Genomic DNA, 26,783 nt, shown 5'->3' with positions numbered 1-26,783 from the left:
CATTGCGCGACACGTGGCTCGCACAGGCGTGGCACGTGACTTGCAGTAAACTTCGCTATCATGTGCGGCTTTGTATGGCCCGGGATTTGGCATGGCACTTAAATCGACCATCTACAAGGCAGAACTTCAGATCGCTGACATGGACCGGCACTACTACGCCGACCATGCGCTGACGATCGCCTGCCATCCATCCGAAACGAACGACCGGATGATGGTCCGCATCGCCGCATTCGCACTTTTCGCGAGCGAGCGGCTCGAGTTCTGCAAGGGCCTCTCCGACACCGACGAACCCGATCTCTGGCGCAAGGACTACACGGATGCAATCGAGACGTGGATCGAAGTCGGTCAGCCGGACGAGCGCCGTATCGCCAAGGCGAGCGGGCGTTCGGAAGAAGTGATCGTGATCGCCTACGGCGGCCGCACCTCGGAAATCTGGTGGCAGGGCGTGCGCGGCAAGGTCGAACGGCTGCGCAACGTGACCGTGTGGTCGCTCGCCGATGGCGTCGCTGCGGCGCTCGGCAAGCTCACCGAACGCTCCATGCGTCTGCAATGCACGGTTCAGGACGGCGCAGCGTGGATCGGCAACGGGAACGACGAGCCCGTAGCCGTCGAGTGGACCGTGCTTAAAGCGCCGGAGAAGGTCTGACCGCGCTTGCGAGCACGACGGCATCAGCTCGAGGTCGGCGGCCCCTTTAGTTCCACCATGTTTCCCTCGGGATCGAACAGATACAGCGAAGGGCCGTATCCTTCGGCGCCGTAGCGCACCACAACTTCGCCGGGCTGCGCACCGAAAGGCGCGAGATGCGCCTTGAGGGCGTCGCCATCGAATGGCTCGACGCGCAGACACAGGTGATCCATGTTCCGCCCGGCTGCACTGCCGCGTTCGCCGTTCGTGCCGTTGCGGTCGAGCGGACCGCCGATCGCGACCAGATCGATCAGCGAACGCCCGGCCCGCAACTGGATAAGCCCGAGCTCGCGCTGCTCGCGTTCGACATGACAGCCCAATGCGTCGCAATAAAAGCGCGTCATCGCGTCAGGATCGGCGGCGCGAATGACAATGTGATCGATTTCGCGGATCTGAATCTGCATGGCGTGTCCTCGATGTGCCGCGCGAGCCCCCATCTTGGACCACATCGCACGCCATCGCATCGACACCAGCCGTATGCGTCACACCGCGCCGATCGGTGTCCTTGCCATCATCGGCACGCACGAACCGACCCGGCCACGGCCAGCACAATCGGGGAAAGAAGCGGAAAATTGAAGCGTCGGGAAACGAACGGGCGTTCGCGCTGTCGCGGGCACCGCCGTCGTTGGCACCGCTGTGGCGCACGCTCATCGGCAGATCGCGCTTAAAAGCGCTGGACGAAAAAAAGCCCGCTCAAAGCAGCGGGCTTAATCCATATCAGGAGGAGACATGGAGGAGACAGGGACAACTATACACAGCCGCCTGGCGCGACGCAACAACTTTTTAAGGGAAAACCCGGAATCGGGCCGCTTTGTCGCACTGACGCCCGAGGCCATGTGAAAGCGCAAGATCATCGCATCGCAAAGCAGATGAAAGTCCGGATAACAGCGCAAGATCCGGCGCGTCGACGCGCTGGCAAGCGGCTACAGTGGGCATCGTCGAAACCGCTCTTCCCGGGAGTCACGCCATGACCGCTACTCCGAACCCACTGCCCGCCCGGCCTGAAGCCTGGCTCACCGACGCCGACCGCTGGGACGCCGTCGCAACGCGCGACGCCCACGCCGATGGCGCCTTCTTCTACGGCGTGCGCACGACCGGCGTGTTTTGCCGCCCGTCGTGCGCGTCGCGGCTGCCGCGCCGCGAAAACGTCGCGTTCTTCGATGACGCCGACGCCGCCCGCGCCGCAGGTTTCCGCGAATGCAAGCGCTGCCGCCCAGGGGGCTTGCCGCGCGAACTCGAAATCGTGCGCCGTGCATGCGCGGCGCTAGACGCCGATCCGCAGGCACGCCTGACGCTCGCCGAACTGAGCGACGCCGTGCATCTGAGCCCGTTCCACCTGCAACGCCTGTTCAAGCGCGTGCTCGGTGTCTCGCCGCGCCAGTATCAGGCAGCGCGCCGTGGCGCCGTACTGCGCGACGCGCTCACGCAGGGCGCGGGCGTGACGCGAGCGAGCGTCGATGCGGGCTTTGGCTCGTCGTCACGGCTCTATGAAAGCGTGCCGGCGGAGCTGGGCATGGCCCCGTCCGCGTATCGCCGCAAGGGCGCAGGCCTGACGATCCGCTACGGCACCGCGCCGACGCCGCTCGGCCTCGTCCTTGTCGCAGCCACGGACAAAGGCATCTGCCGGATCGCATTCGGCGACGATGAAGCGTCCCTCGCCGCCTTCCTTCACGCCGATTTCGCGAATGCCGACCGCGTCGAAGACAGCTGCGCGGTTGCGCCGTTCATCGCGCAGATCGACGCCTATCTGCACGGCCGGCGCGAGCGTTTCGACCTGCCACTCGACATTGCGCCGACGGCGTTCCAGCAGCGTGTCTGGGAGGCGCTGCAGCGGATTCCTTATGGCGAGACCCGCAGCTACACGCAGATCGCCGAAACGCTCGGCGCGCCGCGCGCTGTGCGGGCCGTGGCGAGCGCGTGCGCGTCGAATCCCGTGGCGCTTGCGATTCCGTGCCACCGCGTCGTGCAGAAAAGCGGCTCGCTCGCGGGCTACCGTTGGGGGCTCGAGCGCAAGGCTGCGCTCCTCGATGCCGAAGCGAAAGGCCACGCTGCGAACGCGCCCGGCGCGGCGCCTCGTCGCAGGAACGACGCTGACGTCCGCGTGACCCGGCCGGAGACGGCAACTTGAGCACCACGTTGCCGGAATCGAAACCTCATCCGCAGATCGAGGCGCCCGCGCCAACCGGCAGCGCCACGCTTGAGTTACCGTTTCGCGCCCCGTACGACTGGCCGCGCGTGCTGCGCTTCTTCGCGGGCCGCGCAACGCCGGGCGTCGAGATCGTCGAGGACGGCGCCTGGCGGCGCGCCATCGACTTCCGCGACGTAAGCGGCACCCTCACCGTCCGCCGCCATGTGCGCAAGCGCTGCCTCGTCGTGCAGATCGACGGCCCGGTGAGCGCGCACGCGGCCGCCCTCGCCGCCCCGCTCGCCCGCATGTTCGATACGCAGGCGGACCCGGCGGCCATCGCGGCGCATTTCGCCGACGATCCGTGGCTCGCGCCGCTCGTGGCCGCCGCGCCCGGTTTGCGCGTTCCCGGCGCGTGGTCGGGCTTCGAGCTGGTGGTGCGCGCGATCGTCGGCCAGCAGGTCAGCGTCAAAGCGGCGACGACGATCATCGGCCGCCTCGTGCAGCGCGTCGGCCAGCGCATCGAATCACATCCGCACGAGCACACTGCCTGGCGCTTTCCGACGCCTGCCGCACTTGCCGCCGCGGACCTCGCCGGCATCGGCATGCCGGGCAAGCGCGTCGCCGCGCTGCAGGGCTTCGCCGATGCGGTGGTGAGCGGCACAGTCGCGATAGAACGCCACAGTCACGGCGACCGTCCTGCTTCCGCGGATACCGCCTGCGATCTCGACGCCATGCGCGCTTCGCTGCTCGCGCTGCCGGGGATCGGTCCGTGGACCGTCGAATATGTCGCGATGCGCGCGTGGCGCGACCAGAACGCATGGCCCGCGACCGATCTCGTGCTGATGCAGGCGATCACCGCGCGCGACCCCGCGCTCTTACGCCCGGCACAGCAGCGCGCGCGCAGCGACGCGTGGCAGCCGTGGCGCGCCTATGCCGCGATGCATCTGTGGAATGAACTTGCCGATCGCGCGAGTGCCGCGCGCGGTGGCTGACGCGAGCGAAACGAGGCGGCTGGCGCATCGCAGATACATGAAAGATGCTGACGAATAGCGCGTCGATCGCGTGAAATCGACGCGGCGCAAGGGGGGCTGATGCGCGCAAGACAGCCGTGAGCAGGTCTTCCGGCGAGATGTTAAAGTGCCCGCTAACGAAAACTTTACGTCGGCGTGCGTGCGGGAAATTTCACGCTGCCGACCCGCGCCCGACCAGCCTCAATGCCAGACACAACCTCCTCACGTACCAGCGGCACGAACGACGTCCTCGCACAGCGACTTTCCGTGCTGAGCGCCGGGCCTCACCGCGATGCGCTCGCGCGCGGTCTGCGCGGCATCGAAAAGGAGAGCCTGCGAGTGACGCGCGACAGCCGGCTCGCGATGACGCCGCATCCGGCGGCGCTGGGTTCGGCGCTGACGCATCCGTCACTGACGACGGACTATTCGGAAGCGCTGCTCGAAATCATCACGCCTGCCGAGCGCGATCCGTCGGTCACCCTGGAAAAGCTCGACGAACTGCATCGCTACGTCTATGCGGTGCTCGCGCGCGACGGGGAGATCCTCTGGAACGAATCGATGCCGGGCCTCCTGCCCGCCACCGACGACGGCATCCCGATCGCCGAATACGGCACGTCGAACATCGGCCAGTTGAAGCGCGTCTATCGCATGGGTCTCGCTCTGCGCTACGGTCGCACGATGCAATGCATCGCGGGCATCCACTACAACTATTCGCTTGACGAAGAAGTGTGGGAGGCGCTCCACGCGCACGAGAAGTCCGCGGATACGTTGACGGATTACCAGTCGGCGCGCTATCTCGCGCTCATCCGCAACTTCCGTCGCACGAACTGGCTGCTGATGTATCTGTTCGGCGCGTCGCCCGCACTCGACGCAGGCTTCCTGCGCGGCAGCAAGCACGGGCTCGATGCGCTCGACAACGAGACGCTCTACCTTCCGTACGCGACCAGCCTGCGCATGAGCGACCTCGGCTACTCGAACACAACGGGCCAGTCGGCGCTGCACGCCGACTACGACACCCTGCCCGGCTATCTCGAAGCGCTCGCACAGGCGGTGAGCCAGCCGTATCCGCCGTACGAGGCAATCGGCACGCAGCGCGGTGGCGAGTGGGTACAGATCAACACGAACGTGTTGCAGATCGAAAACGAGTTCTACTCGACGATCCGTCCAAAGCGCGTGACGTATTCGGGCGAGCGCCCGCTGCATGCCCTCGCTGAGCGCGGCGTGCAGTACGTCGAGGTGCGCTGCATGGATATCGATCCGTTCGAGCCCATCGGCATAACGCTTGAGACGGCACGCTTTCTGGACGCCTATCTGCTCGCGTGCGCGCTCGACGACAGCCCGCTCCTGCCCGCCCCCGCGTACGCCGAGGCCAACGAAAACTTCGGCCTGGTCACGAAGGAAGGCCGCCGCCCGGGGCTCGAACTCAAGCGCGACGGCACGTCCGTGTCGATGCAGGACTGGGCGGCCGAACTCTTCGTGCAGATCGAGCGCGCCGCGGCAACGCTCGACGCCCTGCGCGGCACGGATGAACACGCGCGCGCCGTAGCGGCACAACGCGCGAAGCTCGCGGACGCATCGCTTACGCCGTCCGCACGCGTGCTTCAGACCATGCTCGACGAGAAGCAGACCTTCCTGGAATTTGCGCTCGCGCAAAGCGAACGGCACGCGGCACACTTCCTCTCGCGTCCGCTGGACGCCGCGTCGACGGCGCATTTCGAACGGCTCGCGCGCGAATCACTCGACGATCAGGCAACGCTCGAACGCGAGCAAGCTGGCTCGTTCGATGCGTTCATCGCCGCCTATAGCACCTACACACTCGACCGTTACGGTGCCTGACCGGATCGCCGCCGGGCATTGCACTTGCTCGAAACCTCGAAACGAACGCCACGCCCGCGCGGTCCAATGAATATCAATCGACATGCCTGCGCGCGCATTCCCGCGTGGGCGGACAAACGCGCGGCGCGTAATACGCGGCGCGTTCGGGGAGGACATAACACGATGAAACGAATTTTGCCAATCCTGCTCTGCGCAACCGCTGTGGCCTGCTCGACGGGCGGGCAGGTCAATCCGGACGTCATGCAGGCCGCGACCGCTCCGCTCACGTGCCAGGACAAGACGCAATGCGCGCTTTGGTGGCAACGCGCAGAGGACTGGGTGCGCAATCATTCGAAGTACGAAGTGCAGACAGTCACCGATACGCTGATCCAGACCTCCGGCCCGGGCGGCGGCAAGCGCCTGCTCGCGTATGAAATCACGAAGGCGGTCAACAGCGACGGCACGGCAACGATCGGCTTCGCGGCACACTGCGACAGTTCGTTGGGCTGCAAGCCGGATCCGTGGACAGCGGGCGCGGCATTCAAGCAGTTCGTGCGCACGGGCGTCGACGCGCCGGTCGCCGGCGCAGACGAAGCGACAGTTCCGGCGAGCGGCGCCGAGCCGTCCGCCCCGCACTGACATCGCAAGCGAAATGCGGACGTCGAATGACTCGCCGGCATCCGCTGCCATCCATTGAGTCGCAGTTTTAAGCTTTCTCCGATTGAGAAGATGAGTGCGCGCCCCGTATTGTGGGTCTGATTCGGCGTGTGCCGGACAGCTAACCCCTCATCTTTGAATCGAATCGACAATGAAACTGCGAGTTCTGTCGGCCAGTGCGCTGGCCGCCCTCACCGTCGTCGCCACTGGTTGTACGACCGCGTCGGGGCCCCTGCACAATCTTGACGTCGTGACGCTTGCGAACGGCACCCAGGCCCACCGTGTACAGTGCTACGGCTTGTTTGAAAGTTCGGCGACCTGTATGAAGAAGGTCAACGAAATCTGCGGCGACAAGCAGCCGCTGCGTGTCTCCTCGGTGGACCGCACCGTGGCCGACTACGCACCGAAGGGCGATCCGCGCGAAATCGTCTTTATCTGCCAGGCGCCGCAGCCGGTCGTCCAGGCTCCGCCCCCGCCGCCGCCTGTCGTAGAAGCGCCCCCACCGCCGCGCACCATTACGCTCGAAGCCGACACGAATTTCGCCTTCGACAAGGCCGATCTGCTTCCGGTCGGCAAGCAGAAGCTTGACGCGTTCATCAAGGAAAGCGACGGTGTAAACATCGGCACGGTGCTTATCGGCGGCCATACGGATTCGGTGGGCTCCAAGGCTTATAACGATCGCCTCTCGCTGCGCCGGGCGCAGACCGTGCGCAGCTATCTCGCGTCGAAGGGCCTGCACGCGAGCCAGTTCGACGTCCAGGGCTACGGCTTCTCGAAGCCAGTCGACTCGAATGCCACGGCCGAAGGCCGTGCGCGCAACCGCCGCGTCGAAGTTCAGACGAGTGGTGTCACGATGCAGTGATCGCCCACCGGCGATCAGCTGTCACCCGCGGGACCGTCAGTGACCCATTGACGGTCCCGCGCCTTTTCTCGGCTTCGTAATCCATACAAGCCCGGCCAGTACGATAAACAGCACAGCCGAAATTCGAAAGAAATCGTTCGTGGCCATCATGTAGCCCTGCTGCGTAACGATCTGGTTGAGTTGCGCCGTCACGCCCTCCCCCGCAACACCAAGGCTCGACAGCGTGTCGCTATAAGCGTTCGTGCTCTGCGAATACCGGCTCACCGATTCGGAGAGCACGGCGTGGTGAAAGATCGCGTCGTTTTCCCAGAACGTCGTGCTCACTGCCGTTCCGATCGCACCCGACAGCGTGCGCAAAAAGTTCGACAGCCCCGATGCGCTGGCGAGACGCTCGTCCGGGATGCTCGAGAGCGTGATGGTCGTCATCGGGACGAAGAAGCACGCCACGCCGATACCCTGCACGAGACGCGGCAGGATGACGTGATTGAACGGGACGTCGAGCGTGAACGTCGAATTCCAGATCGAGACAAATGCAAAAACAAGGAATGCGAAACTTGCGACCATGCGCAGGTCGAGCTTGTGCATGTTGCGCCCGATCAGTGGCGAAAGCACAAGCGCCAGCAGGCCGACGGGCGCCGTCGCGAGGCCCGCGATGCCGGCGGTGTAGCCCATCACGGTCTGCAGCCAGAGTGGGAAGATCACCACCGAGCCGAAAAACGCCATAAAGCCGAATGAGACGATCAGCGCGCCGAGTGCGAAATTGCGGTCACGGAACAGAGAAAGATCGACGACCGGCTCTTTTTCCGTGGACTCCCACGCGAGCATGAACGCGAGCGACACCGTAGCGATGATCGCCAGCGTGACGATGAACGCCGAGTTGAACCAGTCGCGGTCCTTGCCAAGGTCGAGCATCATCTGCAGGCACGACACGCCGATCACGAGTAGCGCGAGGCCCACGGCGTCGATGCGCTGCTTCGTGGTCTTCGTCTCGCGACCGCGCAACAGCATCCAGGCGCACGCGCCCGAAAAGAGCCCGATCGGCACGTTGATGTAGAAGATCCACGGCCACGTGTAGTTATCGGTGATCCAGCCGCCCATCACAGGCCCGAAAATCGGTGCGACGATCACCGTCATCGCCCAGAGGCCAAGCGCGAGGCCACGTTTGGCGACTGGATACGAGCGCATCAGGATCGTTTGTGACAGCGGCACCATCGGGCCGGACACGAGACCCTGGACGAGACGGAACGCGATCAGTGTTTCGAAGTTCGTCGCGAGCCCGCATGCCGCCGAGGCGAGCGTGAACAGCAGCACCGATATCGTGAAAAGCCGCACTTCGCCCACGCGCCGTGCGAGCCAGCCGGTAAGCGGCACCGCGATCGCCGACGCCACCGAGTACGACGAGATGACCCACGTGCCTTCGGTGGTCGCGACGCCGAGGTTGCCGGAGATGGTCGGCACGGCAACGTTCGCGATCGAGGTGTCGAGCACCTCCATGAACGTGCCGAGCGCGAGGCCTACGGTGAGAAGCGCGAGTGTGCCGCCGGCCAGTTGCCTGGGCTCGGCGGCCGAGGGCGCCGCGATTGAAGCGTTCATCGGTCCTGAATCCTTTTAGATCAGACCGTGGCCCGCTACGTGAATCTGCGGGACATCGCCGGTCTGCACTTCAGTGCCTCGGCATTCTCTGCCCAGACAGTTATCAAGCTGAAAAAAAAGCGCTTGTTGCGCCGCCTGTTACCGGTTGCCGCCTGGCTCCCGCGTGTCGAGGCCGGCCGGAAAGCCGCCCTGGCCGCCACAGACGACCTCGGTCGCCGCGTCGTTGGCGATGAAGCGCTGCAGGAGTTGCAGGAGCGTCGCGACCTCGTCGGCGGAAAAGCCGCGCAGTTGCTCGCTCAGTACGGTCGCGATCAGATCCGGAAGTTGCTGCGCTGCATCACGCCCGAGTGGCGTCAGATCCAGTTCCACAACGCGCCGGTCGGCGTGGCTTCGTTGGCGCTCCAGGAAGCCTTTCTTTTCGAGCCGGTCGAGCATGCGCGTCATCGATCCGGTGTCGTACGACAGCACACGCGACATCTCGTTTGGCGTGCGTGCACGCTCGTACCACAACAGCAGAATCACACCGATCTGCGACGATGTGAGGCCTAGCGGCGCCACGGCACGGTCCATCCGGGCGGCCAGCACGTTGCGCGCGGTCGAAAGGAAATAGCCGAGACTCGACTCGAGCTTGTTCCTTTCGGGTGGGACGGGCGCTTCGCTCATAACGGGAACAAATTCGACTATTTCGGGACGGACGCAGATTCTAGCCGTTTATTTGCCTGCTTAGGCAGATAAATAAACGCGTGCCGTTGGGACGGCAGCCTCATCGTCGGGGTAAAAAACAACACCATCATTGGTGCAGCGCAAATAGATTTGGACTTTTACTTGCTTAGTCAATATTATGACAGGCAATCACTTCATTTCCCTTTCGCCTTCAGACCGCGCCATGCCGTATCTGAAAAACACGCTCGGCGGCCTTGGCCGCACTTTCACCGACACGGCCCGGCTCGCGTTCGCACGAGCCAACTCCGTCCGTCGGGCGACGGGCTGGCGAAAGTTCGCGGTCTACGCAGCGGTGTTCGCGTTGCCGGGCGGCTCGCTCGCGGTTCTGCTGCACATGTGGGCGGAACGCCGCCGCGCCCGGCGCGATGCAGATGCCGGCGCGGCCTCTGCCGCCTGTTGCTGCAACGCGCTCGCATGCCGCGCCGCTAGTGCGCCGCAGCACAAGACCTACGCGCCGCGCACCCGTGCAGGTGCCCACGCCCTTCGCGCGCTTCGACGCTGGCGCCGTAACGACGCGTAACCTGCCGGGTTTCCGCCGTAACACACCGCAAACCGTCTGAGCATTACTCTTGCAGATTCCGCGCGGCGCGCGGTGCGTGCGCTACCATTGCCGCGACACGACAAGCCCGCTGCGCATCATCGCGCCGCGCCGCGCGTCTAGTAATAAAGCCCGCGCAGTTTCTCGCCCGCCGCATCGAAGGATTGCTTGCATGCCTCGCCGTATCGTCCGTTTTCCCGAAGTCTTCCCGCGCCGCGCCCGCGCGCTCACGCTCGCGTGTGCCGCGGCCGCGCTGACGTTTCAGCTGAGCGGCTGTGCCGTCGGCCCGAACTATCAGCGGCCGTCCGCCGCCGTTCCGGCTTCGTTCAAGGAAGCGCCCGAAGGCTGGAAAGTCGCGCAACCGTCCGATCAGACCGATCGCGGCGCCTGGTGGACCATCTACAACGACGCGCAACTGAACGCGCTCCAGGATCAGCTCAATGCGCAAAATCAGACCGTCGCCCAGTTCGCCGCGGCCTACCGGCAGGCGCGCGCACTCGTCGGTGAGGCGCGGGCTGCGTACTTTCCGGTGATCGGTGCGTCGGCGAGCGCCACGCGTTCGCGCACGCCAACGCGCGTAAGCAATACGAGCGGCAACTTCGCGAACGGCACCATCTCAAATAACTTCAATCTCGGCCTCGATGCGACCTGGGAGCCGGACCTGTGGGGCAAGGTAAGTCGCACAGTAGGCGCGCAGGAAGCCGGGCAGCAGGGCGCCGCAGCCGATCTCGCCAATGCGCGCCTGTCCGCACAGGCCACGCTTGCGCAGACGTACTTCGCGCTGCGCTCGCTGGACACGCAGCAAAAGCTGCTCGACGACACGGTCGCCGCATACCAGAGGTCGCTGCAGCTCACGCAGAACCAGTACGCGCAAGGCGTCGCGGGCCGCGCCGACGTGATCCAGGCGCAGACGCAGCTGCAATCGGCGCAGGCGGCGGCGATCGACAACGGCGTCGCGCGCGCCCAGGACGAGCATGCCATCGCGGTGCTGGTCGGCCAGCCGGCCTCGACGTTCTCGATCCCGCCTTCGCCGCTGACCGCCACGCCGCCCGTGGTGCCGGTGTCGATGCCTTCGGCGCTGCTCGAACGCCGCCCCGATATTGCCTCGGCGGAACGCAAGGCAGCCGCCGCGAACGAGCAGATCGGCGTGGCCATGTCGGCGTTCTTTCCGTCGCTGACGATCTCCGCCTCGGGCGGCTTCGAGAGTTCCGTGTTGTCGCAACTGCTGTCGATGCCGTCGCGCTTCTGGACGCTCGGTCCGTCGCTCGCCGGCACGATCTTCGACGCCGGATTGCGCAGCGCACAGACCGAAGCCGCGCGCGCCGCCTATGACCAGCAGGTCGCCGCCTACCGGCAGTCGGTGCTGGCTGCGTTCCAGGACGTCGAGGACAACCTCGCGTCGCAGCGCATCCTCGCGCAGGAAGTCGTCGTGCAGCAGCAGGCCGTGGAATCGGCGCAGCATGCGCTCGCAATCGTCACCAACGAATACAAGGCCGGCACCATCAGTTTCCTGAACGTGCTCGTCGCACAGACCACGGCGTTCGTCGCGGAGCAGAAGCTCGCGAGCATTGACGGGCAGCGGATGGTGTCGTCGGTGGGACTCGTGAAGGCGCTCGGCGGCGGCTGGGATGTCACGCAGATGGGGCGCGAGACCGGCGACATGGCCGCGCCTGCGCCTTTGCAGCGTCCGGGCACGCAGACGGGGCAGAGTGGGGCGGGTGCCACGGGCAAGGTGTCGACGTTCACGTCGGATGCGGCCGCAACGAGTTCCGCTCGCGCACAATCCGCTGTGCCTGAGTGACGCACAACGCAACCGCCGCATGAGCCGCGAACGGTTCGCGCGGCGGCGCATCTCGCTGGTTCAGCGGGTGAAAGTCAGCGCGACAGTCCCCGGCCCGGACGGGCGACCCAGCAGATTGAGCAAACCCGCCAGGTTTTCGCGCTGCTCGGGCGTCGCGCTCGCGGTGCCCTCGAACGAAGCCGACGCGCGCGACATCGTCCCGTGTCCGTCGAGTTGCAGCGGCCCTTTCTGAGTCGAGAGATCAATCGTCGACGACGCGCCCTGCGCCTGCACCACCACCTCATACGATCCAAGCGGCTTCACAAGCGACACGCGAGCGCTCATGTCGGTGAGCGAAATGTTGACGCGTCCGAACGCATCCGTGCCGAACGTGCGCCACGGGCTCCACGCGAGCCGCACCTTGCCGTCGAAATCGAGCGTATTGAACGGCGCGCCGAGCCCCGCAAGCAGCGACGCCGGCACGTCGATCGAGCCCGCCGTCATCGTGGCGCCGCGCGGCGTCGCCTCGACGGTGACCGGATCGGGCATCGCCTCCGTCTGGCGCATCTGCATGTGCACACGCCCCGTGAAGAGCGGCCAGAACGCCGTCCGCCATTCGATGCGGCCCGGCAGCACCGTCGCGCCGTTCGGGTCTTGACCGGCCGCAAGCATCAACGTCGCGGATCCCTGCCAAAGCGATCCCGCGGGATCGACGAGATTCACGTGGCCTTGCGTCATGCGCGCGAACTGCGGCGCGATCCAGGCGGCGGGCATCCGCGCGAGCAGGACCGCTGCGCTCGACAGCACGCCCACCACGAGCCACGGCAACACGGCGCGCACGCGCCGCATCCAGTACGTCATGCGTTGATCTCCGGTCTCATGCAAAGCCCGACGGCGTTCAGTGCGCGTTCGCAGGCTGCAGCGACGCGGTCAGGTCGACCTGGCCATCGGCCTTCAGCGCCGTTACGTGCGCCTCGACCACCTGCACCTTGAACTGCTTGCGCACGTCGTCGAGCCAACCCGTCCAGGCCGGAAACGACGCGTTCTTCAACTGCACCTGCACCGTCGTGCCGATCAGTTGCACTTGTCCGCCCGCGAGGCCGTGGTCGGTCAGCGACGCCGTCAACGCGTCCTTGAGCGCCTGGCCGCCCGGCGCGACGCTGGCCGCCGCACCCGTAAGGGCACGCGCCTCATTGGCTTGCGCCGTCATCTGCGCGAGCTGACGCTGCAAGCCCGGCAGGCTCGCGCGCAACTGTGCGCGGCCGTCAGAGGCCGGCGCCCATAGCACCGACCAGCCGATCGCCACGGCCAGCACCGCGCCACCCCACGTCAGCAGCAATTTTTCACGCTCGTTTCGCGCTTCCCAGAATTCGGCCCATGCGCCGCTCAAAGCCGTTGTCTTCACGATGCGCTCCTGATCGTCCATTTGCCGGTGCTGCTGTCCGCCGTGCCGGTCAGACCGTTGCGTGCAAGGCGTGCCGTGAGGTCCGCATCGACGTTGACGCCCTGCTTGAAGGTCACTTCCAGGCGGCGGTCGTGGTAGTCGAGCGCCGCGATGGCGTTCGCGGGCACGGGACCGAGCGAGCGCGCGAGACCGTCTGCGAGCGCGAGGAAGTCATCGGGCGAGGGCTGGCCCGCAGCCAGACGCAGCATTTGTAGCTGACGCGCCATCTGGCCGGCCGGATCGAGCACGATGGTCGTCTTCGGAAACGCGTTGAGCAGCAGTTCGGTCATCTCGGCGTTGATGGCGTCGCGCTGACGCGCAAGCATCAGCCACTGCACGTTCGCGCCGACGATCGCCACCACGAGCGACGCAGCCACGAGCGCGAGCGGCACGCGCAGGCGGCGCAGCGTTGCGCGATCGAGCTGCCATGGCTGCGCGGCGAATTCGAACTGGCAGAGGTCGAAGCGACAGGAAAGCGCACGACGCGCGAGGGTTTCAAACGTGAGCGGCTGTGCGCCGGACAGTTGCGCGGCGAGCGACTTCGACGCCGCGCCCGACGGTTCGCCGGGCAGACCGGTCAGCCTGTAGAGCGTGACGGGCGCATCGCCGGCCAGCGCCGCGATCGTGGCCGACACGCTCTGCGCGGGCACCGCCAGACCTTGCTCCAATGCGCCGCGCACGATCGCAAGTTCAAGCGCCTCACCGGGCGCCGAGAACGCCTGGTCGGACACGATGCCGGCCAGCAGCGCCGGCGCGGTCGACACAACCGGGCCGAGCACACAGGCGATCACTGGCTCGTGCGGCGAGGGCGCCGCTTCATCCGGCTCGAGTGCCTCAGGCAGCTGCAGGCAGCGCGCGACGGGCACGGCGCGCAGACCACGATGGCCGGCCGCCGTAAAGCCCTCGATCAGAAAGCGGAACCAGCCGCGATCGATCGCCACGACCTTGTGCCGGCCATCGGAGAGCGCCTGCGGATCGAGCGCAAGGTGGCAAGTCTGCGGATCCTGGATCAACTGATCCTCTACGACGTTCGGCAGTGCCTGGCGCAGTCGCGGCCCCTTGAGCGGCGGCACAGCGGTCGCTACCGTCAGCAGATCACGCGCGGCGATCAGGAGCACGGTCGACGTGGCGCGCGGCAGGAGCGCGAGCGCCGAGCAGCCCGAGCGCTGTGTATTGCCCGCCTTGTCGAGCAGCAGGAACGGCAGCTCCGGCAACTGCCATTCCTGCGAGTGGACCGCCGGGTCACGTGGCGGCATCAAGACGATCAGCGTGCTCAAACGCACCTCTTTTCGATGTTGGACTCAGTCGGATTCATGGTTCGTCGCGCACGATGCGCGTCATGTGGGTGAGCGGATCGCGCCAGACGAGCGTCGTGCGGTCTACCTCGGCGCGCTCGTGGTCCACGCGGCCATGAACGAGAAAATAACTCGTGTTGACGTCACACAGCGTTGTATCGACGGACGACGCCTGCACGCCCGCGCCCTGAAGCGCCAGTTGAACGTCGCTCAGATTGCGGAAAAACACATTCTGCCGCCGCGCCACAAACGCCTGCGCGCTCGACAGGTTCATGCCGGGGATGATCGCCGCGACCACCTCCGCGCTCGCCGTGTTCATGTTCACCGGCGTCGTGGTCGGCAGCACCGTCACGAAAGGCCGCAGCCGCGCGAGCGCTTCGGGCGTGAAGCCCGGCACGTCGAGCAGCGAATCGACGCTCGTCATCAGCAGCGGGGCGACCGCGCTATTGCTGTCGGCGTCGCTCAGGCCCGGGTTGTCGGTGTAGGTCGCGCCGCCCGTCGCGCCAGCCGCGAGTTGCTGCGTCGATGTCGCTGTCGACGTGGCCGTCGTGGAGGACGTCTGAAAGCGCGTCATCGAATACGCCAGTCCCGAGCGTATATACACGGCCGTATTCTTCGCGAGCTGGCCATCGATGCCGAGCGTCTGCAGAAGTCGCGCGAACGCCTCGATCTGCGTGACGTTGATCTGCAATGTGCCGGGCGTGGAGCTCGCCACGAGGTTGCGCAGATTGAAGCGCGCCTGGGCGTCCTCGATCGAACCCGATAGATACGTGGCGGCGCCTTGTTCGGCGCGCACGTCGCCGATCTGGCCGAGAAAGTCGGACAGTCGCGTCTTCGCGACAGGCATGCCCCATGCGCCACCGAGCCAGGTGACGCCCGCCGACGTATCGCCTTCCGAGCGCAGCACGAGGCGTGTCCAGTCGAGCGCGCCGCGCGAGATCCACTGGGCCTGCGCGACGAGCCGCTGGTTCTCGATGCGCCGCAACTGCACCTGCTGACGCCAGAGCATGCCCGAAACGAGAATCGCCGAAAGGGCGACGACGAGCAGAGCGGTGATGATCGCCGCACCGCGTTGCGATGCACGGCGGGCAGGGCGCGAGCAACGCGGCGCACACGGACCGGCAACGCTACAGGCGCGAACGCGTGCAGCACTTTCATGCGTCACGGCACAGCGCTTGCGCACGCGGGAGGTGAGGGAAGTCGGCACGCGCATCGTCATTCCCCCATGAGAAACACGCGGGTGACAGGCCATTGCAGCGACTGCGCGCTCACGCGCACCTCGAGCCCCGTCACCGAGCGCGGTAGTGGCGCAACGCCGAGCTGCGGCACCCTGAGGCCGTTGGCGTTGGCGGTGAGCTGCGAACTCACATCCGCCATGTTCGAGGTCCAGCCGATCTTCGGCACAAAGAGCCGCGCGCTGATCGAGCCGACGCCGCTCATCATCGGCAACGCACTCCAGTCGCCACTTTCGCCGCCGCGCATTGCGCGCCGCAAGTCGCCGAGATTCGCGAGCGGCGGCGACGCATAGCGCACGACGCGGCCCTCGACCACGCGATAGCGCACGACCTGCAGCCGCGGTGCAGCGCCGGGCGGCACGGCGAACGCGCGCACGATCTGCAGGGCGCCGCCATCGAGCGAGATCGCAGATGCGCCCGCTTCGTCATCGGACGCGGCGCGGCGGCAGTCGATGCGCATCTGGTCGAACATCTGCGCGAACACGCGTTCGTCGGCCATCGAACGCGAAATCGTTTCGCGGCCGCGCATGATCTGGTCGAGCCCGCGCCACGAGAGGATCGCGACGACGGCGAGAATCGCGATGGCGACGAGCAGTTCGATCAGCGTGAAGCCGCGTGCACGTCTCGCGCGAAGCGTGCGCTTGGCACCTTCAGCGCCTTTGACGCGTTCGGCACGCGCGCGGTCACAGCGAACGGTTTGTCTCATTGCCGAGCACCGTGACGAGTTGCGCGAGGTTGCCATCGCGGCCAGGCATCGTCACCGACACCTCCACGCGACGAAAAACCGGATTGGGCGTCGCCGTCACCGTTTGCGTGCAGCTGAGCGGCAGATTGGCCTGCGAGCAGTCGAAGCTCCGCGTACCGAGTTCGGGCCACGCGTGCGTGAGACGCAGTTGGGCGAGCGCGTTGTCGGCGCTCCATCCCGCGAGCAGGCGGTTGTGGAGATCGGCCTCACTCGCGGCGAGGCTGCCCACGGCTCGCAGCGACGCCGCGAGCGCAATCGCGACGATAGCGAGCGCGACTAGCACTTCGATCATCGTGAAGCCGCGCCCCGCGCGGTGAGAGGATTGGGTGGCCCGCATCGCTAGCGCACCTCATACCGGCCGTTGCCGGTGCCGACGATGGTTACGCGCCCGACGCTCGAAAAGAGCGTGACTTCCACGGGCACGTCGACGGCCTCGGTGCCGAACACGATACGGTTGGCCTGGGTGTCGTTGCCGCCGCCCGGATAGGCGATCTCCACGCCCGTCACGCCGCCCTCCCAGTGACGCGGGCCGAGCAGATCGTCGCGCAGCGGACGCCAGCCGTCCTCCGTTCGCACATCGAAGCGAAATCCGCCTTCGACGGGTTGCCACGCGATGGGTCGCGCGCGCACCTGGGCTTCGTCGCCCGCCGATTCGAACAGGAGGGCGACGCGCTGGGCCTCTTCGTTGAGATCGGTGCGCGGATTGCGCGAGAGCGTCAGCGACGCGATTGAGATCAGGATGCCGGCGATCAGCAGCACGACCAGCATTTCGATCAGCGTGAACCCCCGGCGCGCGCACGGACACCCGCGCGCATCAAAGCGCGTGAGCGGGCGTGGACGTAACGGCGAAGAGGTTGGCTTTGACGCATGATGCTTGGCTCAAAACTGCGGGGACGAGTCCTGCAGGACAGGCGCGCAGGGCGGTCACGGTCGTGTTGCCAACGCGCCTCGCCTGCAACGCCGCTACTGCCAGGACCCGACGTCGGCGTCGTTGCCTTCGCCTCCTGGCTTGCCGTCGGCGCCGTAGCTGAACACGTCGATCTCGCCGTGCACGCCCGGATTCAAATACTGGTACGTGTTGCCCCAGGGATCGTTCGGCAGTCGTTCGAGATAACCGCCGTCCTTCCAGTTATTGGGAACAGGATCGGTGGCCGGCTTCTGGATCAATGACTGGAGGCCTTGCTCCTGGGTCGGATAGCGACCGTTATCGAGGCGGTACAGCTTGAGCGCCTGCATGATCGTGCCGATGTCCTGGCGCGCGGCGACACGACGCGCTTCGTCGGGACGACTCATGATCTTCGGCACGATCAGCGCGGCGAGAATGCCGAGGATCGCGATCACGACCATGATTTCGATCAGCGTAAAGCCGCGCTGGCGGCGCGCACGCAGGCCGTCGATTGCCTCGGTAGCGTTGCGGCGTTTGGCCCACATGGACATGGCTTGCTTTCCTCCTGACGGTATTGCTGGCATTTCCTTGCCGGTTAATCGTGGCGGCCCGAATTCCCGTGCCGCATATTCGCCCGTGTGCCGTAAGGCGCGTGGCGGGTCATTGTAATGTCACGCGATGACGCCTTTCGGACATACCCGCGCACTTACGCATATAACATCGAAATTTTCACAATACTTCGTACAATGGAGCGCATGAACGCACTGCAAATCCGCCTCCTTTCCCTAGCCGCGTTCGCGGTGTTCTGCGCGACGGCAACGTCGTGGGCTCTCACGCTCGCGACGAGCCGCGCGGCTCCGGTAGAGGCCGCCGCCGCCAGGCCGCCCGTGTCGATCGACGAGGCCGCCACGCTCTTCGGCGGAAAGCTCGACAAGCAGCCCGTCCAGGATATCCACCTCTTCGGCATCCTGGCGTTGCGGCAAGGCGCCGCTGCCATCGTCAGCGTCGGCAGCGAAGCCGCCAAAGCCATCTCACTCGGCAGCCCGCTCAACCAGGACACCACGCTCGCCGAAGTGCGCGCGCGCTCGATCGTCATCGACCGCCACGGTGTGCACTCCGAAATCTTCCTGCCGGCCAACGTCTCCGGCCCCACCATCTACGTGCGCTGACGCCGCATCGCCAACGGCAGCGCGCCGCTATTGCACGAGATTGTTCAGTTCGATGATCGGCAGCATCACCGCGAGCACGATCACGAGTACCACGCCGCCCATCGCCAGAATCAGGAGCGGTTCGAGCAGACTCGTGAGGAACATCGTGCGGCGCTCGAGCTCGCGCGCCTCGCCTTCGGCCGCGCGGTCGAGCATCGTCGTCACATCGCCCGTCGCCTCACCCGCGCGGATCAGGTGGACGAGCACCGGCGGAAACGTCTTCGTATTGCCCAACGCGCGCGATAGCGATGTGCCTTCGCGCACGCGCACGATCGCCTCGTCGATGTTCGCGCGCATCGCGTTGTTCGACAGCGTCTCGCCGGCCGCCTGCAGCGCGCGCAAGATCGGCACGCCCGCGGCGCTCAGAATGCCAAGCGTGCTCGCGAAACGCACCGTGTTGTAGCCGCGCACGAGCTTGCCCGCGAGCGGCGCGGTCAGCACCCAGCGGTCGAAAGCGAGACGCGGGCCCGGCCGGCGCAGGATCGAGCGCACGATCCACGCTGCAAGCGCGACGACGATCAACACAGCCCACCACCAGTGCCGCACGAATTCCGAGAGCGCCATCATCACGATGGTGAGAATCGGCAACTGCTGCTTCGTGCTCGCGAACACATTGACGACCTGCGGAACGACATAGCTCAACAGGAACGTGACGATGCCGAATGCGATGATCGTGACAATCGTCGGGTACGTGAACGCCAGCACGATCTTCTGCTTGAGGGCGTTGCGCTGCTCGATGTAGTCGGCGAGGCGCGAGAGCACGATGCCGAGCTTGCCGGTGTGCTCGCCCGCCGCGACGAGCGCCCGGTAGATATCCGGGAAGTCGCGCGGATGCTGGGCGAGCGCGTTCGCGAGCGAATGACCGCCGAGCACCTCGGCGCGGATCGCGGCCATCAATTCGCGGATGTAGTCGCGCTCGGCCTGTTCGGTGAGCACCGCGAGCGCTTCGCCAAGCGGCAGGCCCGCAACGAGCAGACTCGCGAGCTGACGCGTGAGGATCGCCTGTTCGCGCTGCGACAGACGCCGCCCGAGCGCGAGCCGTTGCTGGCGCGCGCCGCGCGTGCGGGTCGCAGCCGGCTCGACGACGAGCGGCGTCAGCCCCTGGCCGCGCAACTGCGAGCGGGCGCTGCGAGCGCTGTCGGCGTCGAGGACGCCTTTTTGCCCCTTGCCCGTCGCGTCGATCGCTTCGAAACGGAATGCCGGCATGGTCGTCTACGCCCCCGCTTGTCTGCAGTCCATCACGCGCCGCCCGTGACGCGCAGCACTTCTTCGAGCGAAGTCGTACCCGCGTCGAGCCAGCGCTCACCGTCCTCGCGCAGCGTGCGCATGCCTTGCGCGCGGCCAGCAGCGAGGATCTCGGCGTCTGCTGCGTTACGGTGGATCAGTGCGCGGATCGGCTCGTCGATGAGCAGCAGTTCATACACGCCGCGGCGCCCCGCGTAGCCCGAATGGCCACAGCGATCGCACCCGACGGGATGCCAGCGCTTGCGACCGTCGTCTTCGGTGCGCTCTTCCTTGCAGACAGGACACAGTTGCCGCACGAGCCGCTGCGCGAGCACGCCGAGCAGCGATGACGCGAGCAGATACGGCTCGACGCCCATGTCGGTAAGACGCGTGACGGCCGAGGCGGCGTCGTTCGTATGGAGCGTCGCGAGCACGAGGTGACCCGTGAGCGAAGCCTGCACGGCGATCTGCGCGGTTTCGAGGTCGCGGATTTCGCCGATCATGATGATGTCCGGATCCTGACGCAGGATCGAGCGCAGCGCGCGCGCGAACGTCATGCCGATGCGCTCGTTCACCTGCGTTTGACCAATGCCCGAGAGGTCATACTCGATCGGGTCCTCGACGGTCATGATGTTCGTGGTCGCCGTCTCGAGCCGCGACATCGACGCGTAAAGCGTGGTCGTCTTGCCCGAGCCCGTCGGCCCCGTGACCAGCACGATGCCGTGCGGCTTCGCAATGAGCTGGTCGAACCGCTTGAGCGTGTCGCCGGCCATGCCGAGCGCTTCGAGATTCAGACGCTGCGCGTCCTTTTCCAGAAGACGCAGCACCGCGCGCTCGCCGTGACCGGTGGGCAGCGTCGAAACGCGCACGTCCACAGGGCGGCCACCCACGCGCAACGTAATGCGGCCATCCTGCGGCAGACGCTTTTCCGCGATGTCGAGCTGCGCCATGATCTTGATACGCGAGATCAGTGCGCCGTGCAGCGCCTTCTTCGGGCGCACCACGTCGCGCAGCGTTCCGTCGACGCGAAAGCGCACCACCGACGCATTTTCAAACGGCTCGATATGAATGTCGGACGCCTGCTCGCGCGCGGCTTGCGTGAGAAGCGCGTTGATCATGCGGATGATCGGCGCGTCGTCTTCCGACTCCAGCAGGTCTTCGACTTCGGGAATGTCCTGCATCAGGCGCGACAGATCGACTTCGCCCTCGACCTCGCCGACCACCTGCGCCGCGCTGCCATCGTGGCGCGCGTAGGCCTGGTTGATCGCGTGGGCAAGTTCCTCGGCGGCGAGCCGCACAAAACGGATCGCGCCGAAGTTGCGCGCGACCTCGGCGATCGCGGCGGGGGTCGTGCGTTCGCTGATCCACACTTCGAGACCGTCCGCACGCTGCTGGGCGACGAGAATCTGACCACTCTTCGCGAAGCCGTAAGGCACGAGACGCGCCGCAAGCGGCGAGGGCGCCTCGCGCTCGCCACCAGCGGGAGCCGGTGCTTGCGCGAGCGTGGTCACGGGTGCGCTCCCGGCGATTCGACGTTCGCCCCTGCGCCGCTCGGGGCAGCGGGCTCTGCGGGCGGCATCCCTGTTGCCTGCTGACGCCTCATCTTGTCGAGATCGAACAGGTTCAGCGCGGATCCACCTTGACTCGGGCCGACCGGCATCGGCGGCACCACCGGATCGTCCCGGTCCCTCATCAGGTTGTTATCGGACCGGAATGCGCCTGTCACGCCCTGAACGTAGTCGTAGCGGTTAGACGTCACCGCCCGCGCCGTGTCGCCGTCCGTCATGATCACCGGACGCAGGAACACCATCAGGTTCGTCTTCGAGCGCGTCTTGTTTTCCGAGCGGAATAGCTGGCCGATCCATGGGATATCGCCGAGCAGCGGCACCTTGCTGTTACTGACCTGGTAGTTGTCCTGCATCAGGCCGCCGAGCACGATGATCTCGCCGTTGTCGGCGAGCACAGTCGACTGGATCGAACGCTTGGTGAAGTTGGGACCGGCCGGATTGGTCGTCACGTTGGTCGTGCCGTTCACGATCGCCGAGTCCTCCGTGTACAGCTGCAGCTTCAGGAGGCCGCCGTCGATGATCTGCGGCTTGATGTGCAGCGTCAGACCGACGTCGACGCGGTCGAACGTGTTGAACGCCGCGCTCGCCGTGCCGCTCGTGAGGTTCGAATACTGGCCCGTCTGAATCGGCACGTTCGTACCGACGACGATCTTCGCTTCCTGGTTGTCGAGCGTGACGAGGTTAGGCGTGGACAGCACATTGGCATCGCTCGTCTGCGACAGTGCCTGCAGCAACGCGCCGAGACCCTTCACGCCAAAGATATCCTTTATCCAGCCGATATTCAGGCCCTGCTGGAGGCCCTGGGCTGCGAGCGCGCCTCCGAGGCCTCCCGTGCCAGCCGCACCTGCCGTCAGGTTGACGATGCTGTTGCCATTGCCAGTCGCGAGATTGGTACCGGCGAACAGCTGGTTCGTGCCGATCTGCCACTGGATACCGAGATTGGCGTTCGTGTCCGAGTTCAACTCGACGAGCAGCGCTTCGATATAGACCTGGGCGCGCCGCCGGTCGAGCTGGTCGATCACGGTCCGCAGGTTGCGGTACACCGCGTCCGGCGCCGTGATGATGAGCGAGTTGGTCGCCGAATCGGCCTGGATCATGCCGCCTGGCGTATTTTCGTCACCCTTGTCCTTGTCGCTCCCGAAGAACTGCGCGTCACCGCTGCCGGCGGAGGAGCCACCCGACATCGGATTGCTCGACGACGACGAACTACCGGTGAGCGAATTCGGCAGCGGCGGCGTGCCGGAGGTACCCGTCGACGTGCTGCTGCCCGAAGTCTGGTTGAACGAATTTGCGCCGCCGCCGGAGGACGACGTATCGCTACCGCCTTTACCGAGCATGCCGCGCAGTGTCTTGGCGAGCGCCACGGCATCGGCGTTGCGCAGCGCAACGACGTGCATGTTGCCGGGCTGGCTCGTCGGTGCATCGAGTTGTGTCGCCAGTTGTTTCGCGGCGGCAAGGCGCTGCGTATTCGACGCGCGCAGCATCAGTGCGTTCGTGCGCGGATCGGCGACAACCGAGACCTTCAGCGTCGGGTCCGTGCTGCCGATCGCACCCGGGTCGAGCATCTTGGCGATCTGCGGCGCGATATCGAGGGCGTTGGCGTTGCGCAGCGGAACGACCGTTACCTGCTGGCCGGCGGCGCTGTCCACGCCATCGATGATCGCGCCGATGCGGCGCACGTTGTCGGCGTAGTCGGTGACGACGAGCGTGTTGTTGCCCGGGTACGCGGAGATCGTGTTGTTCGGCGAAATGAGCGGGCGCAACACCGGCAGCAGGTTATTCGCCGATTCGTGCTTCAGCACGAATACCTGCGTCACCACCTGGTCGCCACGGGCGACTGGCGCGTTGCCGACGTAGGTCGGCACGCCCTGGAGCTTGGCGTCGGCTTCGGGCACGACCTTCAGCACGCCGTGATCCTGCACGAGCGAAAAGCCCTGCATGCGCAGCGCCGACTGTAGCGTCTTGAGCGCCTGATCCTCGGGAACGGGGTTCTCCGAGACGAGGTTGAGCTGCCCCTTCACGCGCGGATCGACGATGATCGTTTTGCCGGTCGCCGCACCGATGGCCTTGGCCACCTGGTCGATATCGGCGTTGACGAAATTCAGCGTCACCTGGGCGTGCGCAAGCTGCGCCGAGAGGAGTCCGCTAAAGAGCAACGCCGTGACGACACGACGCAAGGCCATACGATTTCTTCTCATGGATCTCATATCGAAGCCGATGACGGACGCCACTGGCTGTTCGTACAGAATGAACGGGCGTCACGCCCGGCCGACCTTCTGGTGTCGAACGCTACGGAATACCGTCCCCACGGTTTCCGACGCTTCACAAAAGAAGCAATGTTAGCGGCTTTTCATGTCGGAATTGTCACAAGACAGGAGTAGCCGTTGATTTCTTCAACAATCCGGACGACCTTGAATAAGCCGCGTGAAAGCTATCTGACGTCGATCTTCCCGTTTCCCTTCGGATCTGATCGGCCCATCGATCAGGGAATGCTCATTCTGACTCGTCCGAAGGCCCAGTTTCGTTGACGCGTCCTTGTCTGCCGGTATGATACGGGCGATCTATGGCGGTGCGTACATATGCCCGGGTTTTCCCGAGAGCAATCTGCGCGTTCCGCCCTGTGGTGCCTTGTCGCGCCCCGCAGTGGTCTGTCGTGCCCGGCATTCCCCAGGCTTTTACGATTTCCTGTCTGCGATACCCGGGTGCGCCCCACGCCAGCGACGCAGCGAGTATCGTACTGGCTGAATTCCGCTGCCTTTTCCATACCGATGAAGAACCGGTTCCGTTCGATTACCGTCGCTGCCACACTCGCGCTTGCCGTCGCAAGCCCGCTCGCGCACGCCGACTGTTTCGATGAAGCCGCGCGGTATCAGAAGGTGAATCCGTTGATCCTGCGCGCTATCGCGTGGCAGGAGTCGCACAACCGACCCGACGCAGTGCACAGGAATGCGAATGGTTCGACCGATTACGGCGTAATGCAGATCAATTCCGTACATCTGCCCACGCTCTTGCAGTACGGCATCTCGCAGAGCACGCTCATGGAACCGTGCAAAAACGTGTACATCGCCGCATGGCATCTGCGCCAGAAGATGAACAAATACGGCAACACGTGGGCTGCCGTCGGCGCCTATCACTCGGAATCGCCGTCGTTGCGCGACCGCTACGCGCAGGACATCGCCGGAATCCTGCGGCAATGGAATTTCCTGAAGTAGTCCGCTTTTAGACTGCTTTTAATCTAGTTTTAGCTCGCTTTAGCCCCACTCCTAGCCAGATCTCCGCCCGCTCCGTCAGCGCGCCCAGCCGGCATGGTGCACAATGGTGGCTCGCGCCGCTCGCGCGGCACATCCCCGTCTTTCTGATCTCCCTACTGCAATGAACCAGCCGCCACTGCCCGTCACCGTGCTCGCCGGTTTTCTTGGCGCGGGCAAGACCACGCTGCTCAACCATATCCTCGCGAATCGCGCCGGCCTGCGCGTCGCCGTGATCGTCAACGATCTCGCCGCCGTCAATATTGACGCGGCGCGCGTGCGCGATGCGTCCGCGCTTTCGCACGTCGAAGAGAAGCTCGTCGAGATGTCGAACGGCTGCATCTGCTGCACGCTGCGCGACGACCTGCTAACCGAAATCCGCCGGCTCGCGGACGAAAATCGCTTCGACGCGATCCTGATCGAATCGACGGGCATCGCCGAGCCGATGCCGATCGCCGAAACCTTCACCTTCGTCGATGACGACGGCACGTCGCTCACCGACGTCGCCCGGCTCGACACGATGGTGACCGTCGTGGACGCGTTCAACTTCCTGCGCGACTACGGCTCGGCCGACGCGCTCGCCGAACGCGGCCTTGCGGCCACCGAGGAAGACGATCGCCAGCTCGTCGAATTGCTGATCGAACAGGTCGAATTCTGCGACGTGCTGGTCGTGAACAAGACCGACCTCGTCAGCGACGATGAACTCGCACACCTGCAGCGCATCCTTGCGCGCATCAATCCGCGCGCGGTGCAGGTGGTGAGCCGCTTCGGCGCGGTACCGCTGAATGAAGTCCTCAATACGGGACGATTCGATTTCGATGCAGCATCGAGCGCGCCCGGCTGGCTCGCGTCGCTCAACGACCACGACCACCACGGCGAAGCCGACGAATTCGGCATCGGCAATTTCGTGTATCGCGCCCGGCGACCCTTTCATCCGGAGCGGCTGTGGTCACTGCTGCACGAAGAGTGGAAGGGTGTGCTGCGGACGAAGGGCTTTTTCTGGCTTGCGACGCGCAACGATATTGCCGGTTCGCTTTCGCAGGCGGGTGGCGCTTGCCGTCACGGACCGGCAGGTACGTGGTGGGCGGCGCAGCCGCGCGAAAGCTGGCCGCTGGACGCAGAGCTGGAAAGTGAAATCGCGCGCGACTGGTACGGAGATGCCGACGATGTGCGCATCGGCGACCGGCGCCAGGAACTGGTGATGATCGGCGTGAATCTGGATCGTGCAGCTTGGCAGTCCAGGCTCGACGCGTGCCTGTTGACCGATGCCGAGTACGCAGCGGGCCCCGACGCCTGGCGCACGTATGCAGATCCGTTCCCGTCGTGGGACGTCGACGACGACCACGACCACGATCACGATAGCGGCGAAGGCGAAATCGTTCATCGCCCGGGTTGAGCCGGGTGTTCACGATGACCAGACATGCCGCTCCTTGCGGCACGTCTGGCGTCCGGGCGTGACCTCCGCAAAGCGCTGCGGATGAAAAGCGTGGACGAAAAAAAACCCGCCAAGGGCGGGCGTCAACTTGAAGCGGTAATTGCTTAGCGCTTGTTGACGGCGTCCTTGAACGCCTTGCCAGCGGTGAACTTGACCGTCTTGGCTGCCGGAATCTTGATGGTTTCGCCCGTCTTCGGGTTACGGCCCGTGCGTGCCGCACGCTTGCCCGAACCGAAGCTGCCAAAACCGATCAGCTGCACCGCGTCACCCTTCGACACAGCCTTCTTGATCACTTCGAGGAGCGTGTCCAGCGTTTCGCCGGTTTGTGCTTTGCTTGCGCCCGTCTGTCCTGCGACGGCGTCGATCAGTTCCTGTTTATTCATTGAGAAGTTCCTTATCAGTTTAGGTTGACACGAACAGCGCGAACGCGCCGATTATACGGTCGCGTGCCGCGCCGTCGAGCAGCGACGGTTCCGGAGCTCCCCGGCGATTCGCGTCGCGGCGCAAAATCCCCCGCTGCGCCTCGACGGCCGTGCTGCCGCTTCCCTGGGCGGCGCTTGCTATGATAGCGCAGCGCAAACCCAATAACGACAAGGGTTTCGAAGATTTGCACTGGTATTCGCCCGAATCAGGGTTATGCGTGCGCCTTTGCGTCGCAATCCGTCGAAACTGCCACCTGCCTCACAATTCCGGACATTCGAGCG

26 protein-coding genes are annotated in these 26,783 nt (G+C 65.4%); 11 read left to right on the top strand and 15 right to left on the bottom strand.

Annotation, left to right across the window (positions count from 1 at the left end; genetic code table 11):
* Positions 1-91: 91 nt before the first annotated feature.
* Positions 92-646 carry a YaeQ family protein gene (locus D1Y85_RS13335; protein WP_124151527.1) on the top strand — a complete coding sequence of 185 codons (555 nt, stop codon included), beginning with the start codon at positions 92-94 and terminating at the stop codon, positions 644-646.
* A gap of 23 nt (positions 647-669) precedes the next feature.
* On the opposite strand, the gene D1Y85_RS13330 is transcribed toward D1Y85_RS13335, so the two are convergent.
* Positions 670-1,089, bottom strand: coding sequence for a VOC family protein (locus D1Y85_RS13330; protein ID WP_124151526.1), 420 nt, complete (start codon positions 1,087-1,089; stop codon positions 670-672).
* Positions 1,090-1,652: 563 nt separating this feature from the next.
* Here D1Y85_RS13330 and ada point away from each other — a divergent pair.
* The 5 genes from ada (at position 1,653) to D1Y85_RS13305 (ending at position 7,157) form a co-directional block, all read left to right on the top strand.
* The gene (gene ada, locus D1Y85_RS13325; RefSeq protein WP_124151525.1) at positions 1,653-2,813 is read left to right on the top strand and encodes a bifunctional DNA-binding transcriptional regulator/O6-methylguanine-DNA methyltransferase Ada; all 1,161 of its coding nucleotides are present in this window, start codon (positions 1,653-1,655) and stop codon (positions 2,811-2,813) included.
* A 35-nt stretch (positions 2,814-2,848) separates the two neighbouring features.
* Positions 2,849-3,805 carry a DNA-3-methyladenine glycosylase family protein gene (locus D1Y85_RS13320; protein ID WP_124151563.1) on the top strand — a complete coding sequence of 319 codons (957 nt, stop codon included), beginning with the start codon at positions 2,849-2,851 and terminating at the stop codon, positions 3,803-3,805.
* Between the two features lie 222 nt (positions 3,806-4,027).
* On the top strand, positions 4,028-5,659 hold the full coding sequence (gene gshA, locus D1Y85_RS13315; protein ID WP_124151524.1) for a glutamate--cysteine ligase: 1,632 nt from the start codon (positions 4,028-4,030) through the stop codon (positions 5,657-5,659).
* Positions 5,660-5,821: 162 nt separating this feature from the next.
* Positions 5,822-6,277 (top strand): hypothetical protein, encoded by a 456-nt coding sequence (locus D1Y85_RS13310; RefSeq protein ID WP_124151523.1) that lies wholly within the window; start codon positions 5,822-5,824, stop codon positions 6,275-6,277.
* A 169-nt stretch (positions 6,278-6,446) separates the two neighbouring features.
* Positions 6,447-7,157: an OmpA family protein gene (locus tag D1Y85_RS13305; RefSeq protein ID WP_124151522.1), complete on the top strand. Its 711-nt coding sequence runs from the start codon at positions 6,447-6,449 to the stop codon at positions 7,155-7,157.
* Between the two features lie 36 nt (positions 7,158-7,193).
* Here the strand turns inward: D1Y85_RS13305 and D1Y85_RS13300 are convergent, their stop codons facing one another.
* Both D1Y85_RS13300 and D1Y85_RS13295 read right to left on the bottom strand, forming a co-directional pair.
* On the bottom strand, positions 7,194-8,750 hold the full coding sequence (locus D1Y85_RS13300; RefSeq protein WP_124151521.1) for a DHA2 family efflux MFS transporter permease subunit: 1,557 nt from the start codon (positions 8,748-8,750) through the stop codon (positions 7,194-7,196).
* A gap of 138 nt (positions 8,751-8,888) precedes the next feature.
* Positions 8,889-9,413 carry a MarR family winged helix-turn-helix transcriptional regulator gene (locus tag D1Y85_RS13295; protein ID WP_124151520.1) on the bottom strand — a complete coding sequence of 175 codons (525 nt, stop codon included), beginning with the start codon at positions 9,411-9,413 and terminating at the stop codon, positions 8,889-8,891.
* 223 nt (positions 9,414-9,636) lie between these two features.
* On the opposite strand from D1Y85_RS13295, the gene D1Y85_RS13290 reads away from it, so the two are divergent.
* Positions 9,637-9,993: a hypothetical protein gene (locus D1Y85_RS13290; RefSeq protein ID WP_124151519.1), complete on the top strand. Its 357-nt coding sequence runs from the start codon at positions 9,637-9,639 to the stop codon at positions 9,991-9,993.
* 190 nt (positions 9,994-10,183) lie between these two features.
* A complete protein-coding gene (locus D1Y85_RS13285) occupies positions 10,184-11,812 on the top strand; it encodes an efflux transporter outer membrane subunit (RefSeq protein WP_124151518.1) in 1,629 nt (542 codons plus the stop codon).
* A gap of 60 nt (positions 11,813-11,872) precedes the next feature.
* Here the strand turns inward: D1Y85_RS13285 and D1Y85_RS13280 are convergent, their stop codons facing one another.
* The 8 genes from D1Y85_RS13280 to gspG form a co-directional block, all read right to left on the bottom strand.
* Complete coding sequence (locus tag D1Y85_RS13280; protein ID WP_124151517.1) at positions 11,873-12,652, bottom strand: type II secretion system protein N; 780 nt, start codon at positions 12,650-12,652, stop codon at positions 11,873-11,875.
* A gap of 37 nt (positions 12,653-12,689) precedes the next feature.
* Entirely contained in the window at positions 12,690-13,217 is a 528-nt protein-coding gene (locus D1Y85_RS13275) for a type II secretion system protein M (protein WP_124151516.1), read from the bottom strand.
* The gene (gspL, locus tag D1Y85_RS13270; RefSeq protein ID WP_124151515.1) at positions 13,193-14,512 is read right to left on the bottom strand and encodes a type II secretion system protein GspL; all 1,320 of its coding nucleotides are present in this window, start codon (positions 14,510-14,512) and stop codon (positions 13,193-13,195) included. The genes D1Y85_RS13275 and gspL overlap by 25 nt, the downstream gene beginning before the upstream one ends.
* 34 nt (positions 14,513-14,546) lie before the next feature.
* A complete protein-coding gene (gene gspK, locus D1Y85_RS13265; protein ID WP_124151514.1) occupies positions 14,547-15,743 on the bottom strand; it encodes a type II secretion system minor pseudopilin GspK in 1,197 nt (398 codons plus the stop codon).
* Positions 15,744-15,745: 2 nt separating this feature from the next.
* Positions 15,746-16,471 (bottom strand): PulJ/GspJ family protein, encoded by a 726-nt coding sequence (locus D1Y85_RS13260; protein WP_124151513.1) that lies wholly within the window; start codon positions 16,469-16,471, stop codon positions 15,746-15,748.
* Positions 16,449-16,847 (bottom strand): type II secretion system minor pseudopilin GspI, encoded by a 399-nt coding sequence (gspI, locus tag D1Y85_RS13255; RefSeq protein ID WP_124151512.1) that lies wholly within the window; start codon positions 16,845-16,847, stop codon positions 16,449-16,451. Before gspI ends, D1Y85_RS13260 begins: the two co-directional genes overlap by 23 nt.
* A 2-nt stretch (positions 16,848-16,849) precedes the next feature.
* On the bottom strand, positions 16,850-17,278 hold the full coding sequence (locus tag D1Y85_RS13250; RefSeq protein ID WP_124151511.1) for a GspH/FimT family pseudopilin: 429 nt from the start codon (positions 17,276-17,278) through the stop codon (positions 16,850-16,852).
* 195 nt (positions 17,279-17,473) lie between these two features.
* Positions 17,474-17,947 (bottom strand): type II secretion system major pseudopilin GspG, encoded by a 474-nt coding sequence (gene gspG / locus D1Y85_RS13245; RefSeq protein WP_425466930.1) that lies wholly within the window; start codon positions 17,945-17,947, stop codon positions 17,474-17,476.
* Between the two features lie 204 nt (positions 17,948-18,151).
* Here gspG and D1Y85_RS13240 point away from each other — a divergent pair, with 204 nt between their 5' ends.
* Positions 18,152-18,565, top strand: a complete 414-nt coding sequence (locus D1Y85_RS13240; RefSeq protein ID WP_124151510.1) for a general secretion pathway protein GspC — start codon at positions 18,152-18,154, stop codon at positions 18,563-18,565.
* A 27-nt stretch (positions 18,566-18,592) separates the two neighbouring features.
* Here the strand turns inward: D1Y85_RS13240 and gspF are convergent, their stop codons facing one another.
* The 3 genes from gspF to gspD are packed head-to-tail and all read right to left on the bottom strand — an operon-like array spanning position 18,593 to position 23,579.
* Entirely contained in the window at positions 18,593-19,810 is a 1,218-nt protein-coding gene (gspF, locus tag D1Y85_RS13235) for a type II secretion system inner membrane protein GspF (RefSeq protein WP_124151509.1), read from the bottom strand.
* 32 nt (positions 19,811-19,842) lie between these two features.
* Positions 19,843-21,339 (bottom strand): type II secretion system ATPase GspE, encoded by a 1,497-nt coding sequence (gspE, locus tag D1Y85_RS13230; protein ID WP_124151508.1) that lies wholly within the window; start codon positions 21,337-21,339, stop codon positions 19,843-19,845.
* Positions 21,336-23,579 (bottom strand): type II secretion system secretin GspD, encoded by a 2,244-nt coding sequence (gene gspD / locus D1Y85_RS13225; protein WP_124151507.1) that lies wholly within the window; start codon positions 23,577-23,579, stop codon positions 21,336-21,338. The genes gspE and gspD overlap by 4 nt, the downstream gene beginning before the upstream one ends.
* A 585-nt stretch (positions 23,580-24,164) precedes the next feature.
* On the opposite strand from gspD, the gene D1Y85_RS13220 reads away from it, so the two are divergent.
* Together D1Y85_RS13220 and zigA are read left to right on the top strand one after the other, a co-directional pair.
* Positions 24,165-24,608, top strand: a complete 444-nt coding sequence (locus D1Y85_RS13220; RefSeq protein ID WP_124151506.1) for a lytic transglycosylase domain-containing protein — start codon at positions 24,165-24,167, stop codon at positions 24,606-24,608.
* Between the two features lie 160 nt (positions 24,609-24,768).
* Positions 24,769-26,040 (top strand): zinc metallochaperone GTPase ZigA, encoded by a 1,272-nt coding sequence (gene zigA / locus D1Y85_RS13215; RefSeq protein WP_124151505.1) that lies wholly within the window; start codon positions 24,769-24,771, stop codon positions 26,038-26,040.
* A gap of 143 nt (positions 26,041-26,183) precedes the next feature.
* On the opposite strand, the gene D1Y85_RS13210 is transcribed toward zigA, so the two are convergent.
* Positions 26,184-26,477 (bottom strand): HU family DNA-binding protein, encoded by a 294-nt coding sequence (locus D1Y85_RS13210; RefSeq protein ID WP_444544281.1) that lies wholly within the window; start codon positions 26,475-26,477, stop codon positions 26,184-26,186.
* Positions 26,478-26,783: the final 306 nt, after the last annotated feature.

Origin of the sequence: Paraburkholderia dinghuensis (genome assembly GCF_003837865.1) — a bacterium.
In the GTDB taxonomy this organism is placed as follows: domain Bacteria; phylum Pseudomonadota; class Gammaproteobacteria; order Burkholderiales; family Burkholderiaceae; genus Paraburkholderia; species Paraburkholderia dinghuensis.
The sequence above is the reverse complement of the archived record's forward strand: the minus strand, read 5'-3'. Positions and strand labels throughout refer to the sequence as shown.

Coding starts and splice junctions, on each gene's coding strand:
- D1Y85_RS13295 (WP_124151520.1), bottom strand. CDS start 9,413: ATGAGCGAAGCGCCCGTCCCACCCGAAAGGAACAAGCTCGAGTCGAGT.
- D1Y85_RS13220 (WP_124151506.1), top strand. CDS start 24,165: ATGAAGAACCGGTTCCGTTCGATTACCGTCGCTGCCACACTCGCGCTT.
- D1Y85_RS13280 (WP_124151517.1), bottom strand. CDS start 12,652: ATGACGTACTGGATGCGGCGCGTGCGCGCCGTGTTGCCGTGGCTCGTG.
- D1Y85_RS13290 (WP_124151519.1), top strand. CDS start 9,637: ATGCCGTATCTGAAAAACACGCTCGGCGGCCTTGGCCGCACTTTCACC.
- D1Y85_RS13310 (WP_124151523.1), top strand. CDS start 5,822: ATGAAACGAATTTTGCCAATCCTGCTCTGCGCAACCGCTGTGGCCTGC.
- D1Y85_RS13330 (WP_124151526.1), bottom strand. CDS start 1,089: ATGCAGATTCAGATCCGCGAAATCGATCACATTGTCATTCGCGCCGCC.
- zigA (WP_124151505.1), top strand. CDS start 24,769: ATGAACCAGCCGCCACTGCCCGTCACCGTGCTCGCCGGTTTTCTTGGC.
- D1Y85_RS13240 (WP_124151510.1), top strand. CDS start 18,152: ATGAACGCACTGCAAATCCGCCTCCTTTCCCTAGCCGCGTTCGCGGTG.
- gspF (WP_124151509.1), bottom strand. CDS start 19,810: ATGCCGGCATTCCGTTTCGAAGCGATCGACGCGACGGGCAAGGGGCAA.
- D1Y85_RS13335 (WP_124151527.1), top strand. CDS start 92: ATGGCACTTAAATCGACCATCTACAAGGCAGAACTTCAGATCGCTGAC.
- gspK (WP_124151514.1), bottom strand. CDS start 15,743: ATGCGCGTGCCGACTTCCCTCACCTCCCGCGTGCGCAAGCGCTGTGCC.
- gshA (WP_124151524.1), top strand. CDS start 4,028: ATGCCAGACACAACCTCCTCACGTACCAGCGGCACGAACGACGTCCTC.
- gspI (WP_124151512.1), bottom strand. CDS start 16,847: ATGCGGGCCACCCAATCCTCTCACCGCGCGGGGCGCGGCTTCACGATG.
- D1Y85_RS13275 (WP_124151516.1), bottom strand. CDS start 13,217: ATGGACGATCAGGAGCGCATCGTGAAGACAACGGCTTTGAGCGGCGCA.
- ada (WP_124151525.1), top strand. CDS start 1,653: ATGACCGCTACTCCGAACCCACTGCCCGCCCGGCCTGAAGCCTGGCTC.
- D1Y85_RS13300 (WP_124151521.1), bottom strand. CDS start 8,750: ATGAACGCTTCAATCGCGGCGCCCTCGGCCGCCGAGCCCAGGCAACTG.
- D1Y85_RS13250 (WP_124151511.1), bottom strand. CDS start 17,278: ATGCTGGTCGTGCTGCTGATCGCCGGCATCCTGATCTCAATCGCGTCG.
- gspG (WP_425466930.1), bottom strand. CDS start 17,947: ATGTCCATGTGGGCCAAACGCCGCAACGCTACCGAGGCAATCGACGGC.
- D1Y85_RS13305 (WP_124151522.1), top strand. CDS start 6,447: ATGAAACTGCGAGTTCTGTCGGCCAGTGCGCTGGCCGCCCTCACCGTC.
- gspD (WP_124151507.1), bottom strand. CDS start 23,579: ATGGCCTTGCGTCGTGTCGTCACGGCGTTGCTCTTTAGCGGACTCCTC.
- D1Y85_RS13285 (WP_124151518.1), top strand. CDS start 10,184: ATGCCTCGCCGTATCGTCCGTTTTCCCGAAGTCTTCCCGCGCCGCGCC.
- D1Y85_RS13260 (WP_124151513.1), bottom strand. CDS start 16,471: ATGAGACAAACCGTTCGCTGTGACCGCGCGCGTGCCGAACGCGTCAAA.